Source organism: Collinsella sp. UBA1693 (genome assembly GCF_002320115.1).
GTDB classification, from domain to species: Bacteria; Actinomycetota; Coriobacteriia; order Coriobacteriales; family Coriobacteriaceae; genus Collinsella; species Collinsella tanakaei.
On record NZ_DCJT01000011.1, the window covers coordinates 29,883 to 49,956 of the forward strand.

Consider the following 20,074-nt stretch of genomic DNA (forward strand, 5'->3'; position numbering starts at 1 on the left):
AGAAGCGCTATACATCGACGCTGAACAATAGAAGACAGTCATCGGGAATGCGCCCGTTTGTTATTTGTTGCCTGGTCTCCCTATTGCTGCTCACGTTTTACGTGCGCGAAGGGGAGGCCGGCGTCATTCACTCGATTCGCAGCGGCGTCAACACGGTCGCTACGCCCGTGAGGATGGTCGGTGCCGTGGTGGCGACGCCGTTCAACGCGATCGGCAACGTTTTCACAAACCTTTCGGCGCCTCAGGAGACGCTCTCGGAGCTTAAGAAGCAAAACGAGGAACTCACCTCTGAGCTTGCCCAGCTTACCGAGGCCGAGAAGACCGCTGAACGACTCGAGAGCCTCTTGGGTCTTCAGTCCACTTACAACTTGCAGTCCACTGCCGCCCGCATAATCGGCACCACCGGTGACGCCTGGTCTCAGACGGTGACGATTGACAAGGGCTCTGCCAATGGATTTGAGATCGGCATGCCTGTTTGCAACTCCGGTGGCGTAATCGGGCAGATCATCGAGGTTTCCGCCGCAACGTCTACGGTACGCCTTATCAATGACGAGAATTCCGGCGTCTCCGCTATGGTTCAGAGCACGCGCGCGCAGGGAATTCTTCAAGGTCAGCCCGATGGCACGCTCATGTTGAGCTATGTCCCCGCCGATGCCGATGTTAAAGTCGGCGACGTCATTATCACCTCGGGTCTCGGTGGGCGTTTTCCCAAAGGACTTCCCTTGGGTACGGTCTCTTCGGTTAGCCGCGCTGCCAACGCGACCTACTACACCATCGTGGTCAGGGCCATCTCGACTGCCGAGAGCAATGAAGAGGTGCTCGTCATCACGTCTCTGACCGATGAACAGGCTGCTTCTTCCGAGGACGTCGCCGCCGCCAATACCGCTGCCCAGGGGAATGGCGTCGCCTCTACCCAGGATGCTTCCGCTGATTCGGCTGACGCATCTGCCGACGGCTCTACTAAGGAATAGGAGGGGACCTTGGAAGTTCGCGATCCTCATCGCCAGCGCCGCTCACTTGCTATCGCGTGCGCTGTCGCTGCCGTGCTTCAGCTTGCCTTGGCGCCCCAGTTTTCTTTGTTTGGCGGCGCTTTCAACTTCATGCTCGTCTTTGCCCTTTGCATGTCGATGGGAAACGAGATCGGCTCGGCCGTGTTGATCGGCTTCTTTTCGGGCCTGTTCTACGATATGACGTCGGCGGCTCCGGTGGGTTTGATGTCGCTGCTCCTCACCATTGGATGCTTTTCGCTGGCTACCGTATCCCGCGGCGTCTCGGGAAACGTGTCCACGGATACGATGCGCCTAATCGCGGTCGCGATTCTGGCAATTAACGTTGTCAATGGGGTCGTGCTGTTCTTCATGGGCGTTGAGGGCGGTTTTGTTTCCGCCGTGCTCGTTCACGGTCTTGCCTGCACCGTTCTCGATACGATAGCCGCTCTTCCTTTTCTTGTGCTTGTTGGTGCGTCGGAGCCAAAAAAGGGTTTCTCGGCACGCACTAAGGGTACACGGTTCAAGAATTACAAGAGCCTGAAGTAAAAAGGGGGTGATCGTGCATGGATGCCCAAATGGTCGTCATCGTTGCTGGAATCATTCTCTTTGTCGCGGTTATCGGTTCGTTGCTGTTTCTACGCGGCTATTCCAGCAAGTTCACGTTTGATACAAAGAACGGTACCAGGCCCCGCGCCTCAGAGGGCGAGGGAAATACCCCCGGCGTAGCCATGAAGGGGCGTTTCCAGATTTTGACCGCCGGCGTTGGCGCGGTATTTGCCGCGGTCGCGGCGAAGCTGTGGAGCATGCAGATGGTCTCCTCTGATTATTATGAGGGCCTATCTCAGGATAACCAGACGCGTACGGTCACCACGCCCGCCCCGCGCGGTCGCATCCTCGACCGAAACGGCGTAGAGCTTGTCACCAACCGTCCATCTCTTGTGGTGGGTGTCTATCGTGATTTTGCGGACGATGCCGTTGCCGTAAGGCATCTCGCTAACGTGCTGGGCATACCTTATACGGCAGCGCTGCGCAACATTCAGGACTACTCGCAGAGCGCGCAGAGCCTGCATACCGTTGCATCTGACGTTCGCTTGTCGACGGTCGCCTATATCCAGGAGCATGCGACCGAGTTTCCCGATGTCCATGTCTACGAGCGCACCGAGCGCGTTTACCCCTATGGAACGCTTGCGTGCCACGTGCTTGGCTACACCGGTACCATTACCAGCGACCAACTCGCTGCGCAAGATGAGCTCGAGGAGAACGGTGAGACCTCTGCGAACGATATCGAGTACCAGTCTGGTGACATCGTTGGCCAGGCGGGTGTCGAGACGCGCTACGAAAGCCTGTTGCAGGGAATCCGTGGCGAGCAGACGGTAAAGGTCGATGCCTCGGGTAACGTCACCGCCGAGGCGGGGACAGTTCCGCCGCGAGCCGGTAGCGATGTCAAGCTCACGATCGACCTCCAAATCCAGCAGGCCTGCGAAGAGGGTCTCAAGCGCGCAATGGAAAAGGGCCAGGCCTCTGGTTATAAGGCGAACGCCGGCGCGTGCATCTGCATGGATTGCACCAACGGCGAGATCTTGGGCATGGCGAGCGCCCCCTCGTTCGATCCGTCCGTATTTATCGGTGGCGTCTCGAGCGATGACTGGTCTAAGCTCAATGGCGATGACGGCGGGCGACCCATGATCAACCGCTGCGTTAGCGGCCAGTATATGTCCGCGTCTACCATTAAGCCCTTCAGTTCGCTCGCTGCACTTGAGTATGGCGTCTACACCTCGTCCCAAACGTCTAATTGCCCTGGTTGGTGGACTGGCCTGGGCGATTCCGCCGGCCGTTGGTGCTGGGACCACGCAGGTCACGGCACGCTTGGCCTTCAAAAGGGAATCACGCTGTCATGCGACGCCGTCTTCTACGATATCGGCAAGGCTTTTTATTATGACGAGAAGAACCCCGAAGGCCTTCAGGAGATGTTCAAGCGGTGGGGCCTTGGCTCCCTTACCGGCGTGGATCTTCCTAGCGAAGCCGAGGGGCGCGTGCCCACGGCCGAGTGGAAGAAGGAGTACTTCAGCAGCTGGTCTGATGAGGAGCGCTCGTGGAACCCGGGCGACATGCTCAACATCGTCATTGGACAGGGTGACATTTTGGTTACGCCGCTGCAGATGGCGACCGCCTATGCCGGCATTGCCAATGGCGGCAAGGAGTACGTGCCCCATGTATTCCTTTCTGCGGTTTCGCGCGACGGCGATGGCGATGCGGCGAGTTACCAGGTCAAGGAATTGCGCGATGTCCAGGTGAACAACAAAAGCGAACTCGACCTGGTTCACAACGGACTCGAGGGGGTTATTTACGAGGCGAGTTCGTCCATGGCAAACCACTTTAGCTCTCTGGGCGTTCGCGTAGCGGGCAAGTCTGGTACCGGTCAGAAGACGGGCGATGACGACTACTCCTGGTTTATCTCCTATGCACCGGCAGACGAACCCAAATACGTTGTCGTCACACTGGTCGAGCAGGGTGGCTTTGGCTCCACTTCCGCCATGGTGGGAACAAGGTACGTGCTCGGCGTCATCTACGACGCTCCGGACTCTATGGCTGTCTCCGGCGGCAGCGGCGACTAGGAAAGGAAATGATGGCCATGGCAACAGCCGCCCAAGGGCGCTCGTCTTCCGCGAGCAGCCTCAAGCGCGTCAACAAAAAAGTGGTGTCCTCGCGCAACTCCTTTTCCCAGCGCGTGAATGTTCCGGTTCTGGTCGCTACATTGGGATTGGTTATTTACGGCATCTTGGTGATCTGGACCGCCTCGCTGTCCATTTCAAATGCCTCCTTTCCGCGCCACCTGGTCGGTGTTGGCTTGGGAGCCATTCTCAGCATCCTTGTTTGGAGGACTGATCTGCGTGGATTGGCGAATATGTCGACAGTGCTTTTGGTGCTCGATATCATCGTCATCTTCTCCCCGTATATACCGGGCCTTTCTTACAACGCTAAGGGTATGACCGGCTGGGTTCAGATCCCTTTGATAGGGTTGACGTTTCAGCCGGTTGAGCTCGCGAAGATCATCACTACGTTTTTTATCGCTGGTTTGGGCGCGCAGTATAACGGCCACATCGATACCGTACGCGATTACGTGAAGCTGTGCGGCATGCTCGCCGTTCCATTTTTGTGCGTACTGGCGGCGGGAGACCTGGGCAGCGGCCTTGTGGTCTTTGCCGGCGGCGCCGTTATTATCATGATGAGCGGCGCCAAGAAGGAGTGGGTTCTCTCGACCATAGCCATCCTTATCGGCTTGGTCTCGCTGCTTTTAGCGGCCGACTCGGTTGTCGATGCCCTGCTTGGCAAGGACGTCCTCATTAAGCAGTATCAGATGAATCGCTTGCTGGTATTCATCGATCCTTCCGCGGATACCTCTGGAGCGGGCTACAACCTTATGCAGTCGCTTATCGCCGTGGGTTCGGGCGGCTTTTTTGGTAAGGGCATCGGCAACGCGACTCAGGCTGCAGAAGGCTTCTTGCCCGAGGCCCATACCGACTTTGTGTTCGCATTGCTGTCTGAGGAGTTTGGATTTGTGGGCGCAATCATCCTTTTGGCTTTGTTTGTACTGCTTATCTTCTCGAGCATTCGCGTTGCCATAAAGAGCGATTCGCTCTTCCTTAAGTTGGTCGCCGTGGGCCTGGTGGGCATGTGGACGTTTCAGATCTTTGAGAACATCGGTATGTGCATCGGGCTCATGCCCATTACGGGCATTCCGCTTCCGTTTATCAGCTTTGGTTCCAGCTCCATGTTGATGCAGTTCACCATGGTAGGTATCATCCAATCCATTTGGAGCCATCGCTCCAAAGCCGCGTAACACATGTTAGGAGACAGGAGGCTGCCATGCGAGTTCCCGTCGATAAGGTGGCAAGCGCCGTTAAGATGGGCGCTGCTGCAAAGCGCGAGCAAGATGTTCCCGTTCGCGTCGCCGTGTTTGTTGATGCTACCGCGACGCGCTTTCTCATCGATACCGTGCGCCACGCGTTGGTTCCCTCGACCACGTCTGGATTGGTGCGGGTTGACCGCTTGGGCGAAAATCCCGTCGCTATCAAGCCTGACACCGATGTGGTCCTTGTTCTTTCTTGCGGGTCGGACCGCCTGCAAAGCGCCGTCCAGGAGCTTGTGGTTGGCGGAGCGCCCGTGTGCGTCCTATGCGAATCGAGCGTCGAGGCTCCCTTTATCCAAAGCGATACGCCCGTGCTGGGGTTGATTGCTGCGCAAGATGCCGACCACCTGCTTGGTCAACTCTCTGAATGGATTATGGACCGCACGGATAAGCAGACTGCCTTTGCTGCCTGCTTTGCCTTTATGCGGCGCGCCGCGTCTAATCGCGTGATCGCTTCTACCGTTGCGGCCAATGCCCTTACGGGGGCTTTGGTATTTATACCGGGCGCCGATTATCCCGTGATGACACTGGCTCAAATAGGCATGCTCTTCCAGCTTGCGAGTGCATACGATAAGCCTATACGCTTGGAGCGCGCATACGAAGCCGCTGGCGTGGTCGTTTCCGGCTTGGCGGTGCGTGCCGTCGCACGGCAACTGTCGAGCCGCGCCGGGTATGGCGCGTTTGCGGTCAAAGCGCTGTGCGCGGCTGCCGGCACCTATGCTATGGGGCGCGCGCTGACGTTGGTCTACGAAAGCGATATAGATTACGAGCCCGTCAACCGCGTTGTCCTGGGTGTTGCCGACCGTGTTCGCCAGGCATTTGCTGGAGGAGCCGAGACGGCCAGGCAGGAATAGGGGAGTCGTTTGCCGCCCATCCCGTTATCGTCCAAATCATCGTCCTGATAAAACTGCAATAAAAAGGAGGCAGCGTGCGCATTCCCTATGAGGATCGCTTCGCAGATCTTGAGCCCCTGCTCGCTCGCGTTGAGAAACCTAGCCGCTATATCGACCATGAATGGGGAACCCTATCGAAGGACGACGCGGATTATCGCGCGTGCCTGATTTATCCCGACACCTATGAGGTTGGTCTTCCCAACCAGGGTATCGCCATTTTGTACAACGTGCTCAACAAGCAGGAGGGCATCTCGTGCGAGCGCGGATACGTGCCTTGGGTGGATATGGCCGATGCCATGCGCGAGGCCGGGGTCCCCTTGTTGTCGCTTGAGGGCGCGGCTCCTGTCGCGTCTTTTGACGTGGTGGGTTTTCATGTCCCACACGAGATGGCGTGCACCAATTACCTTGAAGCGATGGATCTTGCGGGCATTCCGTTTTATTCTGCCGATCGCGGGGAGGACGACCCCATCATCATCGCTGGTGGTCCTTCCGTTTATAATCCGGAGCCCCTTGCGCCGTTTTTCGATGCGATTTTGATCGGTGAGGGCGAGGAGTCCATTGTCGAGGTCTGTCGCGAACACCAGCGCCTGCGCGATGCCGGGGCCACCCGTCAAGAGATCCTGCGCGGTCTTGCCCGCGTTGCGGGTACCTACGTTCCGAGCCTTTATGAGATTAGGTATGACGAGCCCTGCACGGAGCACGGGTATGCGGTCCCTCGTGAGGGGGAGGATGTTCCCGAAGTCGTATATAAGCGCGTGGTCGAGGACTTTGGCGCTACCGACCCGCTGAGTCAGTCTGTCATTCCGTATGCCCAGCTGGTTCATGACCGCCTGTCTGTCGAGGTTTTGCGCGGCTGCGCCCGCGGTTGCCGATTCTGCCAGGCGGGCATCACGTACCGCCCGGTGCGCGAGCGCTCGGCAGACCAGATTGTCTCCGCGGTAACGCGTGGCCTGGCTAAGACCGGCTACGACGAGGTGTCGCTCACCTCGCTCTCGACCACCGATCATTCTTGCTGCGAGCAGATCCTGTCACGCCTTAATCGCCGTCTTGAGGATACGGGAATCTCCGTTTCCATTCCCTCTCAGCGCTTGGACTCCTTTGGCGTGAACATGGCGCTGCAGGTTGCGGGCGAGAAAAAGGGCGGCTTGACGTTTGCGCCCGAGGCGGGTAGCCAGCGCATGCGCGATGTCATCAACAAGGGCGTTACCGAGGAAGACCTCGAGCGCGCGACGCGCGCCGCGTTCGAAGCGGGTTGGCGTCGTTGCAAGCTCTATTTCATGATGGGGCTTCCTGGGGAACGGGACGAAGATATCGTCGCGATCGCCAATCTGGCCGACCATGTGCTGGACATTGCCCGCGAAGTGGTTCCCAAGGGCCAACGCGGCGGTATTTCCGTATCTATCTCCGTTTCCGTTTTCATTCCCAAGTCGTCCACGCCGTTCCAATGGTGCGCTCAGACGCCTGATGATGAGGTCAAGCGCCGCCAACAGCTGTTGCTGAAAAGCGTCAAGAACCGTGCCGTTCGCGTGCATTACCACGATGCCGAGACGTCGTTGCTCGAGGCCGTCCTCTCCCGCGCCGGCCGCGATATGGCTCCGGTTATCGTGGACGCGTGGCGTGCCGGCGCCCGCTTCGATGCGTGGACCGAGCAGTTCTCGCTTGAGCGCTGGGAGCGCGCCGCGGAGAGCAACGGCATCGACTTGCGCCATATCGCCAGGACTCCCTTTGACCTTGATATGCGCCTTCCGTGGCAGCATGTGAGCCCGGGTGTATCCCAGGGCTTTCTTAAACGCGAATACCGTCGCGCCCTTGACGGCGTAACCACCCCCGATTGCACCCGCAGCTCCTGTGCGGGCTGCGGTATCTGCCCCACGCTTCATGCTGAGAACGTTTTGGTAGGTGAGCGCTCGTGAGCGATCAGAATCTCCCGTCCCTCTTCCGCTTGCGCGTCCGTTATATCAAGCACGGGCGCCTGGCGTATCTCGGCCACCTCGAGGTCCTGCATACCATCGAGCGCGTAATCCGTCGAGCGGCGTTGCCCTATGCTGTTACGCAGGGCTTTTCTCCGCACATGCGGGTGGGATTCTCCTCCGCGCTCCCCGTTGGCACTAGCTCGACATGCGAATACTATGACGTGTTCTTGACTGAGCTTGTGCCTCACGCAGAGGCTTTGCAGCGCCTGGTCGCTGCCTCGCCTGAGGACCTTATGACTCAGGAGTGCGCCTACGTCGATGTTCGCACGCCCGCGCTCACGGCGCAGATAACGCGCGTGGGGTATAGGGTGGGGCTTTTCTGCCGTGAATCAGCCTCCTTTGAGGCGAGTGATATCGAGCGGGGTCTGGACGCCGTCGCTCGGCTTGGGCAGATTCCCTATGCGCGCGGAAAAAAGAGCAAGGTGATGGATATCGAGCGCACGTTGGTTGGTTACCAGGTGGCTCCCGGTGCGGCTTCGGGCGATTTCATCGTCCAGCTCGATACGCGCTGCGATAACGAGGGTGCCTTGAGGCCCGAGATTCTGCTTGCCGCGCTCGATCGCTTCCTGTTGGGCCAGGAGATTTCGCCCGAGGAGCGCCCCATTGTTTCCACCGGCATCCAGGATCTTGTGTCCATCAAGAGTTATCGCGTGGAGCGCGTGTTTCAGATGGTGGAGGATGAAAACGGCAGCCTGGTAGACCCCCTTGCGGCTCGTCGCTAGCTTTGCTGGCTGACGGAGGGCGCGGGCGGGTTACCGTTCAAGCTGGTCATTTTATGTAGCCGCACCATGTATACGGGCTTTGAGCTATAGTTAACACCTGGCGCAGCGTCGTCCAGCTCGCATCATCCGTATGCAGGTGCAGCGTCAATCCAGTGAAACAAGGGCAACTTGTGAATACGCTGGGGAAATGTTCCTCGTCTTTGTTGACGGGTTAAGATTCCCCTGCTACTATATTCGGCTGTTGCACTAACTGATGCATGAAGGGCAAGAAACAATGTACGCAATCGTAACAACGGGCGGCAAGCAGTATAAGGTCGCCACCGATGATGTTCTTACGGTCGAGAAGATCGAGGGCGAGGCCGGTACCAAGGTCGAGCTCCCCGTCATCTTCCTGAACGACGGCAAGAAGATCATCACGGATCCTGCCAAGCTCGCAAAGGCTAAGGTCACTGCTGAGATCGTCGACCAGTTCAAGGGTGAGAAGCAGCTTGTTTACAAGTTCAAGAAGCGCAAGCGCTATCACAAGCTTCAGGGTCACCGTCAGCAGCTCACCAAGCTGAAGATCACCAAGGTCCAGGCTACTTCCCGCGCCAAGAAGGCCGTTGCCGAGGACGCCGCTGCTCCCGCAGCGGAGTAACTCCACCCAAGAACTGTAGAGAGTAGGTATCAGACATGGCACACAAAAAAGGTCTTGGTTCCTCCCGTAACGGCCGCGACTCCCGCGGTCAGCGTCTCGGCACCAAGCGTTTCGACGGTCAGTTCGTGAAGACCGGCGAGGTTCTCGTCCGTCAGTGCGGCACCCACATCCACCCCGGTGAGAACGTGGGTCGTGGCAAGGACGACACCCTGTTCGCTCTGGCCGAGGGCAAGGTCAAGTTCACCCGTGGTGCTAAGCATCGCGTGAATGTCCTTCCCGTGGTTGAAGCCTAAGTCCCTTCACAGCATAGGCAAATAGGGAGGCCCTCGGCTGTAGCCGGGGGCCTCTTTTGATATGCTCAGGGTAGTTTTACCGATAACGAGGAGGATACGCAGATGTCCCAGTTTACCGATATTTGCCGCATCAATGTCAAGGGCGGCGACGGCGGCGCTGGCTGCATGTCGTTCCGCCGAGAGGCATATGTTCCCAAGGGCGGTCCCGACGGCGGCGACGGCGGTCATGGCGGCAACGTTATTGTCAAGGCTGACGCGCAGCTGTCCTCGCTGATTGATTACCGCTTCAAGCATCATTTCCGTGCCGAGCGCGGCACCCACGGCCAGGGTTCGCGTAAAGACGGTAAGAACGGCAGCGACCTTATCTTGAAGGTCCCCATGGGAACCGTGGTTCGCGAGATCGACGGCGAGACCATGGAGCCCGCCTATGAGATCGCCGACCTTACCCACGACGGGGAGAGCGTAGTTGTTGCTCCCGGCGGTACCGGAGGACGCGGCAATCCTCATTTTGTCACCTCGACGCGACGTGCGCCCGCTTTTGCCGAGAAGGGCGAGCCGGCGATTGAGCACTGGATCGAGCTCGAGATGAAGTTGATGGCCGATGCTGCTCTCGTGGGCATGCCCTCGGTCGGCAAATCCTCGCTTATCGCCCGCATGAGCGCCGCTCGTCCGAAGATCGCCGATTATCCGTTCACTACTCTTGTCCCCAACCTGGGCGTTGTTCGCGCGGGTGAATATTCCTACGTGGTCGCAGACGTCCCCGGCCTTATCGAGGGTGCAAGCGAGGGCCGCGGCCTGGGCCACCAGTTCCTGCGCCATATCGAACGCACCGCTTTGATCTTGCATGTCGTCGATATCACCGGTGGTTTTGAGGGGTGCGATCCGCTTGAAGATTACCGCATCATCAATGACGAACTTGCCGCCTATGCTCCCGAGCTCGCAGTGCGTCCGCAGATTGTTATCGCGAACAAATGCGATGCCAGCGGCATGACCGAGCGAGTCGCCGAGCTTAAGCGGGCGGCTTTGGATGACGGCCACGCATTTTTCGCCGTCTCGGCTCTTACCGGCGCCGGTCTTCAAACGCTGATGCTCGCTTGCGGAGAGCAGGTGGCCGAGCTTCGCCGCGAGCTTGCCGAGACCAGCGACGCCCCAGAACTTGATGAGGGCAAGTGGGAGCGCGAGCGTCAGGCTCGCGACCGTCGCTTCAGGGTTGTACGCGAAGATGGCGTAGCATGGCGCGTGGTCGGTCGCGGCATCGAGCGCCTGGTTGTTCAAACCGACTGGGAGAACGAGGAGGCCGTTATCTACCTTCAGCATCGTTTGGGTCGTATCGGCGTGGATGATGCTTTGGTCAAGGCGGGCTGCAAACCTGGCGACGAAGTCCGCATCGTGGGCTATGCTTTCGACTTCGAGGGTGCTGGCGACCTTGACGACGACGATTATGAAGACGACGTCGATTACGAGGCTCTTGCTCTAGATGACGAGGATACGGAGGAGTAAGATGCCCGCTCGAGCCCCGCAGCGCCTTCCCGAGCTTGGACTTGATCCGCAGCACGAGTACCGCCTTGGCATCATGGGTGGCACGTTTGATCCCGTGCATTACGGACACCTGGTAACTGCAGAGCAGGCTCGCGAGGCGCTTGACCTTGATTTGGTCCTCTTTATGCCCGCGGGCAGCCCCGCGTTCAAGGATGATGAGGTGGTGACGAGTGCTGAGGACCGCTACGCGATGACGGTGCTCGCCACTGCGGCAAACGCTGACTTTATCGCCAGCCGTTTCGAGATCGATCGCGACGGAACCACCTACACAGCCGATACGCTCAGGGCGCTTCGCGCGTATTATCCAGATAACGTGAAGCTGTTCTTTATCACGGGCGCCGACGCGATACTTGATATCGTGACATGGCATGATGCGGAATCCATTGCGGGGCTCGCCACGCTAATCGCCGCTACTCGGCCTGGATACGATATCAACCAGGCATGTGAGAGGGTCGAGGCATCCGGCATCTCGTTCGACGTTCGTTATATCGAGATTCCGGCCCTTGCCATCAGCTCTACTAACATTCGGCAGCGCGTTAGCGAGGGTAAGAGCGTTCGGTATCTCACCTCGGAATCCGTAATAGGTTATATTCGCAAGAACGGCTTGTATCGATAGCGTCGGTACCCATCTTGCGGCGACGCGCTGCTTGCCGTTGCCTTGCTTGAAAGGAGGGTCGCGTGCCCCAAGATCAGATTGAGGAGCTTGAGCGAATCAAGGCGCTGCTCGAGGAGCGGATGGTGTCCAAGCCCCGTCGTTATTCGCATTCGCTCGGCGTCGCCTCGTGCGCGGCGTCGCTTGCCAAAACCTATGGGGTCGACCAGTTCGATGCTGCGGCGGCGGGTCTGCTACATGATTGGGATAAGGTTCTCGACGATCATGAGCTGCTGGTCCGCGCTGCTCACATGGGCATCGAGGTCGCCGGTTCGCCCTCCATGGCCGTTGGGCTGCTGCACGGCCCCGTTGCCGCGCTCGAGCTCCCCGAGCTTTTCCCCGCGCTCAATCCAAGCGTGTTCCAGGCGATCGCACGCCACACGGTAGGCGCTGTAGATATGACGCCGCTCGATATGGTCGTCTTTATCGCAGATGCGATCGAGCCCGGTCGACGTGGTGACTACGCTATCCGTCTTCGCGAGATGGTGGGCGAGGCTTCCTTGGGCGAGCTATTCTTCCAATGTTTCTCCCAAGGACTTTCCTACGTCATCTCTACCGGGCGCTATATGTATCCCACGGCAATTACCATCTATAATCATTACGCGTGCGCGCGTTCTCATTAGAAAGGCAGCTATGTCAGACCAGATTGCAAATCAGGACGTTGAGAAGACCGAAGTCGATGGGCAGGGTGTAAACGAGAGCTACACCGCCAGACCCGAGCGCGCGGCAGCATCGCTTTCAAGCGCCGGCATCGATGCTCGTGCGGTTGCGGAAGTCGCTGCCCAGGCAGCCTATGATAAGAACGGCGATGATATCCATGTTCTCGATCTCACCGAGCTTTCCGATGTGTGCGATTACTTCGTTATCGTCACGGGTAGCAATACGCGCCTCGTCGATTCAATCGTTGATGAGATCGAAGAGCAGGTTGCCAAGAAGTGCGATGAGCATCCGTTTTCGATCGAGGGACGCGACGAGCGCTCCTGGATCTTGATGGACTACGGTTCGGTCGTCGTTCACGTCTTCACGCCCGAGGCTCACGACTACTATCGCTTGGAAAAGCTGTGGGGCGACGCTCCGGTGCTGGACCTCGTTCTCGACTAGGTCCTAAAGTTTAATTTTTACACTTGGCGGGACGTCGGGAGACGTCCCGTTTGCTATTTCCATTTATCACGGTTGACTAGGTCGGAATCAAATCGGGTCGCGCGTCCATAACCTACGGCCGCATCGCCAAAGCGCTCGCGAACAGCGTCCAGGGCGATTGAAAGATCGCGTCTGGAACTCGCCACCGCACCCCGTTCGTCGACCTCGCAGAACAGATCCGTCTGGATTCCGCCTTCCAAATCGAATCCGCTAAGACCTATGCCGGCCAGCCTCACGGGCATGCCGGGCGACCAAATGCTGTCGAGCAGCCCTGTCGCCACCGGGACAAAGATATTCTCGTCATCGGTGGGATGAGCGAGTTTGCGCTGGGCGGACCTGCCGCTTCCATAGGAGTATTTCAGCTTGAGGGTGACGGTACGGCCGGCAAGCCCCTTTTTGCGCAGCCTTCTGCCCACGGACTCGCCCAACACAGCGATGGCCGCCTCGATATCTCCTCGGTCGGTGAGGTCGCGGGCGAACGTTCGCTCGTTGCTGACCGATTTCACGTCCTCGGGATCGTCTACGCGCGCGACCGCGCTTCTCTCTCGCCCCTGCGCACGCCGCTTTATCAGTTCTGCGTTGACTCCAAAAATGGGGCGAAGGATTGAGGGCGAGGCCGAGGCGAGCTGGCCAAGCGTGTGGATTCCTGCTTTTGATAGCTCGTGTTCGGCTCGTTTGCCGATTCCGCTCATAGCGCGGACGGGGAGGGGAGACAGGAATCCCTGTTCGGTTCCGGGCAGGACAACGGTGAGCCCTCGCGGCTTGTCGCGCTCGCTTGCTATCTTGGCGACGGTTTTATTGCAGCCCAAGCCTATCGAGCATGTCACGCCCAAGCTCGAAACGCGTTTTGATATTCTTCGGGCTATGTCTATAGGGCTTTCCGAGCAATAGCGGCCCGGCGTGATGTCAAAGAATGCCTCGTCGATGGAGACGCGGTCGACGAAGGGCGTCTCATCAACGAGAATCTGCATTACAAGAGCGCTTACCTCTCGATAACGATCGAAATGGCCAGGTGTCCAGATTGCTTGCGGGCAAAGGCGTTCCGCTTGCGCTGAGGGCATGGCGGAATGCACGCCAAAGGCTCTTGCCTCGTAGGAAGCGGTCGAGACAACGCCGCGCTGAGTCGAGCTTCCGCCCACGATGACGGGTTTGCCGCGCCATTGCGGGTGGTCGAGCTGCTCAACGCTGGCAAAGAACGCGTCGAGGTCCATAAGGCCAATTGCCGGACCGTCCCAGCCACCGAAGAGGCCGGCGGTGAAGACTGCGGCATCGAAGCCGCGGTCGCAATCGTATGTGTGTTCGATATCCATGAGGCAAGTATAGCGCGTTTTGTTGAATATGCTTGCATTTTGTCATTTCCTGCGTAAGATAGAAAAACGTCTGCGGCAATTTCGAAGAAGTTCCTGTGTAAGGACTTCACCTGCTCCCGCCGTTGGCGTAGAATATTCAGTCGTTTGTTTATCGTTGCAGCAGAAAGCTGCTTGGTTGGAGGAGTTTGCATTGGCAGTCAAGATTCGCCTTGCCCGTCACGGCTCTAAGAAGCGTCCGTATTACCGTGTTGTCGTCGCCGACGCCCGTTCGCCCCGCGATGGCCGTTTCATCGAGGAGGTCGGCCGCTACAATCCGCTGACCACCCCCAAGACCATCAGCCTCGATCTTGAGAAGATCGCTGACTGGCAGGTCAAGGGCGCTCAGCTCACCGATGCCGTCGCCGCTCTGGTGAAGGCCGCTAACGAGGGCGAGAAGGCTGCCGCCGAGCCCAAGAAGTCCAAGAAGCAGCTGGCCAAGGAGGCCAAGGCTGCTGAGGAGGCCGCCGCTGCCGCTGCCGAGGCTTCCGAGGAGTAATCCAAGGTGTCTTCTGAGATCAACACCGAACTCGATGAGATCGTCGAGGGCGCCGATACCGAGGCCCTGCTCTCCGACCGCATTGCGGACTTGGTTGAGTATCTCATCGTGAATATCGTTGATGACGTGGATTCCGTCAGCCTCGAGGTCATCGATGGCGCAGATTCCTCCACTATCGAAGTGACCGTTGCCGAGGGTGACGTCGCTAAGGTCATCGGGCGCCACGGGCGCACCATCAAGGCCATTCGCACGCTTGCGCGCGCGTTGGCTGCTCGCCTCGGCACTTCTGTCGAGGTAGAGGTTCTGGGCTAGACCTATGTCCAGCCAGTATAGAAATATTGCCCGCGTGCTTAAGGCGCATGGGTCTAAGGGGGAGGTCACCGTGGCACCGCTGCGGGGCCTTCCTCTTCTTGTAGAACCGGACATGGAGGTCGCGCTCACGCCTCCCGCCCTTAATCGCGATAGGTTTGTGACCGTTGACGCCGTTAGCGACGATGGGGACACTGCCCGCGTTCTGTTCTCCTGCTCGTCTTCTATCGATGATGCCGAGGCTCTCCAAGGGTGCTTTATTTTGGCGCATGAGGAGGACATCGAGCTTGATGAGCTTACTGCGGCGTTTGAAGACCTCATCGATCGCGAGGTGATCGACCGCCGTCGCGGTTCGCTCGGCCGTATCGTCGAGGTTATGGAGACCCCGGCTAACGATGTCTGGGTTATTGACGGGGGACCTTACGGCGAGGTCCTGATTCCCGTGGTTTCCCATGTTGTATCGTCGATCCCCCAGGATGGACCCATCCTCGTCCAAATTATGGACGGACTCATTAACGAGTAACGAGAAGAGAGGCATGCTGCGGATGCTCATTGAGACGCTTTCTGTTTTCCCAGAGATGTTCGAGCCCGTGATGTCCACCTCCATTCTTGGAAGGGCGCGTTCTCGCGGCCTGTTCGACTTTAAGGCACATGATTTGCGTGATTGGACGCATGATCGGCATCGCACGGTGGACGATGAGCCATATGGTGGCGGTGCCGGTATGCTCATGAAGGTCGAGCCTATCTACGAGGCCATCAGCGAACTCAAGTCACAGTCGGATTTGTGCCCTCCGCGCGTTATTTTTTTCACGCCCTGCGGCGAGCCTTTTACACAGCATGTTGCCGAGCGCCTCGCGGGCTGCGAGCGCCTATTGTTTGTCTGCGGTCGCTATGAGGGTATGGATGAGCGAGCCTATTCGCTTGCTGACGAGCGGCTGTCTATTGGTGATTACGTTCTTACCGGCGGTGAACTCGCCGCTATGGTGGTAACCGACGCCGTGGTTCGTCTTATACCGGGAGCGCTCGGCGATTCTATGAGCAGCGTAGACGAGTCCTTCGCTACCGGTGAAGATGGCGGGCTTCTGGAGTATGAGCAGTACACTCGACCCTCATCCTTTAATGGCATGGACGTCCCGCCCATCCTGCTGTCCGGCGACCATGCTAAAGTAGACGCCTGGCGCCGCCGAAACGCCATTGAACGCACGTGCCGCTGGCGTCCCGATCTTATCGAGTCCGCTGGCCTTACCGAGCAAGAGTGTGCGTTTGCTCTCGACCTCATTGCTCGGATGCACCCTCATGAGGAAATGGAGTAGCCGTGGAACAGAAGCCTTCCGTTTTCAGAAGCATTCTCGAATGGGTTGTCATCATCGCGATCGCCCTGGTTGTTGGTTTCTTCATCAGAACGTTTGTCGCCATGCCCTTTGTGGTTCCCACCGGATCGATGGAGCATACCATTGAGATTGGAGATCAGCTGGTCGCTGAGAAAGTGACGCTTTCTTTGGGTCAGCCCGTATCTGCAGGCGACGTTGTGGTTTTCACCAACCCGGAGACCGATTCCGATCATGATTTCCTTGTCAAGCGAGTGATCGCGACTGAGGGGCAGACCGTTACGTTTATCGGTGGCCGTGTTTTTGTCGACGGGGAGGCTTTGGATGAAGACTACACCGTCGGCAAGACGTATCCTTTGGATCAGCAGGCGGTCGATGTCGATCTAGACTATCCCTATACGGTTCCCGATGGCTGCGTCTGGGTAATGGGCGATAATCGCGAGAATTCGGCTGACTCTCGATATTTCGGTGCGATCCCGCAGGACAGCGTTGTGGGCGTTGCGTTGTTCCGCTACTGGCCCCTTAACCGCATCGGCGGAATCTAGGGCTCATCGTCCAAAAGCACTTAGCGACCCGGCTGGAGCTTCTGCTTCGCCGGGTTTTTCTTTTTAATGAGAATCGTAAAAATATCGCAGCTTGGAACCCTTATGTTACATACGTGTGCAGTTGCGCTAGAATAAATGGTTGTTTTATCCAACGTCGAGGAGATAGCAGGTTCATGAACGCTTCAGCTCTTTCCTTCCAAGACATCATCCTGAAGCTCCAGCATTTCTGGGCTTCAAAGGGATGCGTCGTCATCCAGCCGTATGATTCAGAGGTGGGCGCGGGCACGTTCCATACTGCCACGCTGCTTCGTTCGCTTGGTCCTAAGGACTGGCGCGCCTGCTATGCCCAGCCTTGTCGCCGCCCTGCCGACGGCCGTTACGGCGAGAATCCCAACCGCATGCAGCACTATTATCAGTTCCAGGTCTTGATCAAGCCCTCTCCGGAGAACTCTCAGGAGCTCTACCTTGAGTCGCTGTCGGCTATTGGCATCAATCCTGACGAGCACGATATCCGTTTTGTGGAGGACGACTGGGAGAGCCCCACGCTGGGCGCCTGGGGACTTGGCTGGGAGGTCTGGCTCAACGGCATGGAGGTCACGCAGTTCACCTATTTCCAGCAGGTGGGCGGTCTTGAGGTCGATCCCGTTCCCGTGGAGATCACCTATGGCCTGGAGCGCCTGGCCATGTACATCCAGGGCGTCGACTCCGTGTACGATCTTGTCTGGAGCCGTTCTGAAGATGGTTCCGTTGTAACGTACGGCGATGTCTTCCTGGAGAACGAGCGCGAGTTCTCTAAATATAACTTCGAGGTCGCTAACGTGGAGCTTATGCGTTCCAAGTTTGACGAATTCGAGGCAGAGTGCCATTCCTGCCTAGAGGCGGGAATTCCGCTGGCGGCATACGATTGCGTTCTCAAGTGCTCCCATTCCTTCAACATTCTCGACGCGCGCGGTGCCCTCTCCGCTACGGAGCGCATGGGCTACATCTTGCGCGTCCGCACCATCGCCAAGGCCTGCTGCGAGGCATGGCTGGCTGCTTCCACCGCAGATGCATCTAAGGAGGCTTAATCGTGGCTACACGTGATTATCTGATCGAGCTGGGCTGCGAGGAGCTGCCCGCTATTCCGCTGTACAAGGCGACCAAGCAGTTTGGCGACCTGGTTCGCGATGGCCTTGATGCCGCCGGTCTCGCCCACGGCGACGTCCGCTCTATGAGCACCCCGCGTCGCATCACCGTCATCGTTTCCAATCTCGCCGAGGCTACCGAGGCTGAGTCGCTGAGCCTTCGCGGCCCGGCTGCCGCTATCGCGTTCGATGCCGACGGCAATCCCACTAAGGCCGCCCAGGGCTTTGCCCGCGGCAAGGGGGCCGATGCATCCGAGCTTGTTGTCCGCGAGGACGAAGGCCGCGAGTACGTTTTCCTTGACATCGAGAAGCCTGCCCGCCCTGCAAACGAGATTATCACCGAGGTGGTCTCCGCCTCTATCCCCAAGCTTTCCTGGCCTCGTTCTCAGCGCTGGGGCCGCGGTCATGAAACGTTTGGTCGCCCGCTGCGTTGGATCGTCTCCCTGTTCGGCGACGAGGTCGTTCCTGTTCGCTTTGCCGGCGTCGAGGCGGGTCGCACCACCCGCGGTCTTCGCGTGCTGCACGTCGAGCCCGCTATCGCCGACGTCGCTTCGTATGAGTCTGTTCTCGAGGACGCCGGCGTCATAGTCGATACCGACCGCCGTCGCCAGCTCATTCTCGATGGCATCAAGAAGATCGAGGACGAAAACGGCCTCCGCGCCGAGACCCCTGCGAAGATCTTCGACGAAGTCGTTAATCTGGTTGAGTGGCCTCAGGTCCTTATGGGCGCCTTCGATGAGGAGTTCCTCCAGGTACCGCATGAGATCATCTGCGAATCCATGCTGTCCAACCAGCGCTACTTCCCGCTGTATAACGCCCAGAGCGGTGAATTGACCCGCAACTTTATCCTTGTCGCTAACACTCCGCTCGACGTTGCCGATACGGTAGTCGATGGTAACGAGCGCGTCGTTCGCGCCCGTCTGTACGATGCCAAGTTCTTCTACGACGAGGACCTCAAGGTCTCCCTCGAGGATTTCCGTAGTCGCTTGGCACGCGTGGGTTTCCAGGAGAAGCTCGGCACCGTTCTGCAGAAGTCCGAGCGCGTCGAGCGCCTCTCGTCCGCAATCTGCGAGGTTGCCGGCCTTGATGCGGAGACTTCCGCGGACGCCGTTCGCGCCGCGCACTTTGCCAAGGCGGACCTTGTCTCCGGCGCTGTCATTGAGTTCACCAGCCAACAGGGCGTCATGGGCGCATACTATGCCAAAGCTGCTGGCGAGCACGAGGACGTGGCCATCGCCATGAGCGACCATTATCGTCCGCGCTTCGCAGGCGACGAGTTGCCTCGCAATATCGCCGGTTGCGTTGTCGCCGTCGCCGACAAGTTGGATACCATCGCCGGCATGTTTGCCATCGATGAGCCTCCTACCGGCTCCAAGGACCCCTTCGCGCTTCGTCGCAGCGCTATCGGCATTTTGAACATTCTTCGCGAGAAGCTCCACATCGGGTATGAGGAGCTCGTCCCCGCAGCGCTCGAAGCCTATGCAGAGCAGGGCATCGAGTTCGATGCGGGTGCCGTCTGCGCTTCGGTTTGCGCGTTTATCAAGGGTCGTTTGGAGCAGATGGCCCGCGACGAGAAGATCGACGCCGATACCGTCGCCGCCGTTTCCGCTGGTTCCGTGAGCGCTCCGGTTGATTACTTCGCTCTGGCGCACGCCCTTAAGGACGCCCGTGACAACGATGTGGACACTTTCGATAACCTTGCGACCGCCTATGCTCGCGCCAGCCATCTTGCAGATGCTGATCTCGGCGTCGATGTCGACGCGTCGCTTCTTGGCGATGCCGAGCGCGAGCTGTTGCAGGCATCCGACGCCGCCCAGGCCGCTGTTGACGTCGCATTCTCTGCCAAAGATTTCACTGCTGTCATCGCAGCCCTGGCCGGTCTCCGCGCGCCTGTCGACCGTTTCTTCGACGAGGTACTTGTTATGGATCAGGATGAGGCTTTGCGCACCAACCGCCTTCGGTTGCTCAACCGCTTTGAAGCCGTGTTTTCCGATGTCGCTAATATTGGAGAGCTCGCACGCAAGAAATAATCCGGACTGCTTGATGGCGGATTGATTCGCAATATGATTTACAGGGGTCGTCATCCGGCGGCCCCCGTTTTTTATCTACTCCGTATTTGCGGTCTTGCGATTCTGAGAATTTGCTACGGTAGGGATTAACCAATGCGATTCATGT

Annotated in this window: 21 protein-coding genes; 20 read left to right on the plus strand and 1 reads right to left on the minus strand. The window is 58.4% G+C overall.

The window, feature by feature from the left end:
• The first annotated feature begins 47 nt into the window (after positions 1 to 47).
• The 13 genes from mreC to rsfS all read left to right on the plus strand — a co-directional run bounded on the left by mreC (position 48) and on the right by rsfS (position 12,709).
• Positions 48 to 971 carry a rod shape-determining protein MreC gene (gene mreC, locus B3H65_RS07620; RefSeq protein WP_117680244.1) on the plus strand — a complete coding sequence of 308 codons (924 nt, stop codon included), beginning with the start codon at positions 48 to 50 and terminating at the stop codon, positions 969 to 971.
• A gap of 9 nt (positions 972 to 980) precedes the next feature.
• Entirely contained in the window at positions 981 to 1,535 is a 555-nt protein-coding gene (gene mreD / locus B3H65_RS07625) for a rod shape-determining protein MreD (protein ID WP_286684778.1), read from the plus strand.
• Between the two features lie 17 nt (positions 1,536 to 1,552).
• Positions 1,553 to 3,604, plus strand: a complete 2,052-nt coding sequence (gene mrdA / locus B3H65_RS07630; RefSeq protein ID WP_286684779.1) for a penicillin-binding protein 2 — start codon at positions 1,553 to 1,555, stop codon at positions 3,602 to 3,604.
• Between the two features lie 17 nt (positions 3,605 to 3,621).
• Positions 3,622 to 4,830 (plus strand): FtsW/RodA/SpoVE family cell cycle protein, encoded by a 1,209-nt coding sequence (locus B3H65_RS07635; RefSeq protein WP_286684780.1) that lies wholly within the window; start codon positions 3,622 to 3,624, stop codon positions 4,828 to 4,830.
• A 26-nt stretch (positions 4,831 to 4,856) separates the two neighbouring features.
• Positions 4,857 to 5,753 (plus strand): hypothetical protein, encoded by an 897-nt coding sequence (locus tag B3H65_RS07640; RefSeq protein ID WP_286684781.1) that lies wholly within the window; start codon positions 4,857 to 4,859, stop codon positions 5,751 to 5,753.
• Positions 5,754 to 5,827: 74 nt separating this feature from the next.
• Positions 5,828 to 7,705, plus strand: a complete 1,878-nt coding sequence (locus tag B3H65_RS07645; protein WP_117680248.1) for a TIGR03960 family B12-binding radical SAM protein — start codon at positions 5,828 to 5,830, stop codon at positions 7,703 to 7,705.
• A complete protein-coding gene (locus B3H65_RS07650; protein ID WP_286684782.1) occupies positions 7,702 to 8,487 on the plus strand; it encodes a TIGR03936 family radical SAM-associated protein in 786 nt (261 codons plus the stop codon). Before B3H65_RS07645 ends, B3H65_RS07650 begins: the two co-directional genes overlap by 4 nt.
• 274 nt (positions 8,488 to 8,761) lie before the next feature.
• Positions 8,762 to 9,124, plus strand: coding sequence for a 50S ribosomal protein L21 (rplU, locus tag B3H65_RS07655; RefSeq protein ID WP_009140226.1), 363 nt, complete (start codon positions 8,762 to 8,764; stop codon positions 9,122 to 9,124).
• 35 nt (positions 9,125 to 9,159) lie between these two features.
• Positions 9,160 to 9,417, plus strand: coding sequence for a 50S ribosomal protein L27 (gene rpmA / locus B3H65_RS07660; protein ID WP_009140227.1), 258 nt, complete (start codon positions 9,160 to 9,162; stop codon positions 9,415 to 9,417).
• A 102-nt stretch (positions 9,418 to 9,519) separates the two neighbouring features.
• Complete coding sequence (gene obgE, locus B3H65_RS07665) at positions 9,520 to 10,917, plus strand: GTPase ObgE (RefSeq protein WP_286684783.1); 1,398 nt, start codon at positions 9,520 to 9,522, stop codon at positions 10,915 to 10,917.
• 1 nt (position 10,918) lies between these two features.
• The gene (gene nadD / locus B3H65_RS07670; RefSeq protein ID WP_009140229.1) at positions 10,919 to 11,572 is read left to right on the plus strand and encodes a nicotinate-nucleotide adenylyltransferase; all 654 of its coding nucleotides are present in this window, start codon (positions 10,919 to 10,921) and stop codon (positions 11,570 to 11,572) included.
• Positions 11,573 to 11,634: 62 nt separating this feature from the next.
• A complete protein-coding gene (gene yqeK / locus B3H65_RS07675) occupies positions 11,635 to 12,231 on the plus strand; it encodes a bis(5'-nucleosyl)-tetraphosphatase (symmetrical) YqeK (protein ID WP_270480620.1) in 597 nt (198 codons plus the stop codon).
• Between the two features lie 10 nt (positions 12,232 to 12,241).
• The gene (gene rsfS, locus B3H65_RS07680) at positions 12,242 to 12,709 is read left to right on the plus strand and encodes a ribosome silencing factor (RefSeq protein ID WP_286684784.1); all 468 of its coding nucleotides are present in this window, start codon (positions 12,242 to 12,244) and stop codon (positions 12,707 to 12,709) included.
• Positions 12,710 to 12,762: 53 nt separating this feature from the next.
• On the opposite strand, the gene dinB is transcribed toward rsfS, so the two are convergent.
• Positions 12,763 to 14,058: a DNA polymerase IV gene (dinB, locus tag B3H65_RS07685; RefSeq protein ID WP_270480618.1), complete on the minus strand. Its 1,296-nt coding sequence runs from the start codon at positions 14,056 to 14,058 to the stop codon at positions 12,763 to 12,765.
• 190 nt (positions 14,059 to 14,248) lie between these two features.
• Here dinB and rpsP point away from each other — a divergent pair, with 190 nt between their 5' ends.
• From rpsP to glyS, 7 genes are all read left to right on the plus strand, one after another.
• Entirely contained in the window at positions 14,249 to 14,593 is a 345-nt protein-coding gene (gene rpsP, locus B3H65_RS07690) for a 30S ribosomal protein S16 (RefSeq protein ID WP_009140233.1), read from the plus strand.
• Positions 14,594 to 14,599: 6 nt separating this feature from the next.
• Positions 14,600 to 14,905 carry a KH domain-containing protein gene (locus B3H65_RS07695; RefSeq protein WP_009140234.1) on the plus strand — a complete coding sequence of 102 codons (306 nt, stop codon included), beginning with the start codon at positions 14,600 to 14,602 and terminating at the stop codon, positions 14,903 to 14,905.
• A gap of 4 nt (positions 14,906 to 14,909) precedes the next feature.
• Positions 14,910 to 15,425 carry a ribosome maturation factor RimM gene (rimM, locus tag B3H65_RS07700; protein ID WP_286684785.1) on the plus strand — a complete coding sequence of 172 codons (516 nt, stop codon included), beginning with the start codon at positions 14,910 to 14,912 and terminating at the stop codon, positions 15,423 to 15,425.
• 22 nt (positions 15,426 to 15,447) lie between these two features.
• Complete coding sequence (gene trmD / locus B3H65_RS07705; RefSeq protein ID WP_286684880.1) at positions 15,448 to 16,215, plus strand: tRNA (guanosine(37)-N1)-methyltransferase TrmD; 768 nt, start codon at positions 15,448 to 15,450, stop codon at positions 16,213 to 16,215.
• A 2-nt stretch (positions 16,216 to 16,217) separates the two neighbouring features.
• On the plus strand, positions 16,218 to 16,775 hold the full coding sequence (gene lepB, locus B3H65_RS07710; RefSeq protein WP_009140237.1) for a signal peptidase I: 558 nt from the start codon (positions 16,218 to 16,220) through the stop codon (positions 16,773 to 16,775).
• Positions 16,776 to 16,948: 173 nt separating this feature from the next.
• Complete coding sequence (locus B3H65_RS07715; RefSeq protein WP_009140238.1) at positions 16,949 to 17,842, plus strand: glycine--tRNA ligase subunit alpha; 894 nt, start codon at positions 16,949 to 16,951, stop codon at positions 17,840 to 17,842.
• Complete coding sequence (glyS, locus tag B3H65_RS07720; protein WP_286684881.1) at positions 17,842 to 19,929, plus strand: glycine--tRNA ligase subunit beta; 2,088 nt, start codon at positions 17,842 to 17,844, stop codon at positions 19,927 to 19,929. The genes B3H65_RS07715 and glyS overlap by 1 nt, the downstream gene beginning before the upstream one ends.
• Positions 19,930 to 20,074 lie beyond the last annotated feature (145 nt).

What these genes read in the sequence shown, in the direction of transcription:
- mreC (WP_117680244.1), top strand. Translation starts at nt 48, where the DNA reads ATGCGCCCGTTTGTTATTTGTTGCCTGGTCTCCCTATTGCTGCTCACG.
- mrdA (WP_286684779.1), top strand. Translation starts at nt 1,553, where the DNA reads ATGGATGCCCAAATGGTCGTCATCGTTGCTGGAATCATTCTCTTTGTC.
- B3H65_RS07635 (WP_286684780.1), top strand. Translation starts at nt 3,622, where the DNA reads ATGGCAACAGCCGCCCAAGGGCGCTCGTCTTCCGCGAGCAGCCTCAAG.
- B3H65_RS07640 (WP_286684781.1), top strand. Translation starts at nt 4,857, where the DNA reads ATGCGAGTTCCCGTCGATAAGGTGGCAAGCGCCGTTAAGATGGGCGCT.
- rplU (WP_009140226.1), top strand. Translation starts at nt 8,762, where the DNA reads ATGTACGCAATCGTAACAACGGGCGGCAAGCAGTATAAGGTCGCCACC.
- rpmA (WP_009140227.1), top strand. Translation starts at nt 9,160, where the DNA reads ATGGCACACAAAAAAGGTCTTGGTTCCTCCCGTAACGGCCGCGACTCC.
- obgE (WP_286684783.1), top strand. Translation starts at nt 9,520, where the DNA reads ATGTCCCAGTTTACCGATATTTGCCGCATCAATGTCAAGGGCGGCGAC.
- nadD (WP_009140229.1), top strand. Translation starts at nt 10,919, where the DNA reads ATGCCCGCTCGAGCCCCGCAGCGCCTTCCCGAGCTTGGACTTGATCCG.
- rsfS (WP_286684784.1), top strand. Translation starts at nt 12,242, where the DNA reads ATGTCAGACCAGATTGCAAATCAGGACGTTGAGAAGACCGAAGTCGAT.
- dinB (WP_270480618.1), bottom strand. Translation starts at nt 14,058, where the DNA reads ATGGATATCGAACACACATACGATTGCGACCGCGGCTTCGATGCCGCA.
- rimM (WP_286684785.1), top strand. Translation starts at nt 14,910, where the DNA reads ATGTCCAGCCAGTATAGAAATATTGCCCGCGTGCTTAAGGCGCATGGG.
- trmD (WP_286684880.1), top strand. Translation starts at nt 15,448, where the DNA reads ATGCTCATTGAGACGCTTTCTGTTTTCCCAGAGATGTTCGAGCCCGTG.
- B3H65_RS07715 (WP_009140238.1), top strand. Translation starts at nt 16,949, where the DNA reads ATGAACGCTTCAGCTCTTTCCTTCCAAGACATCATCCTGAAGCTCCAG.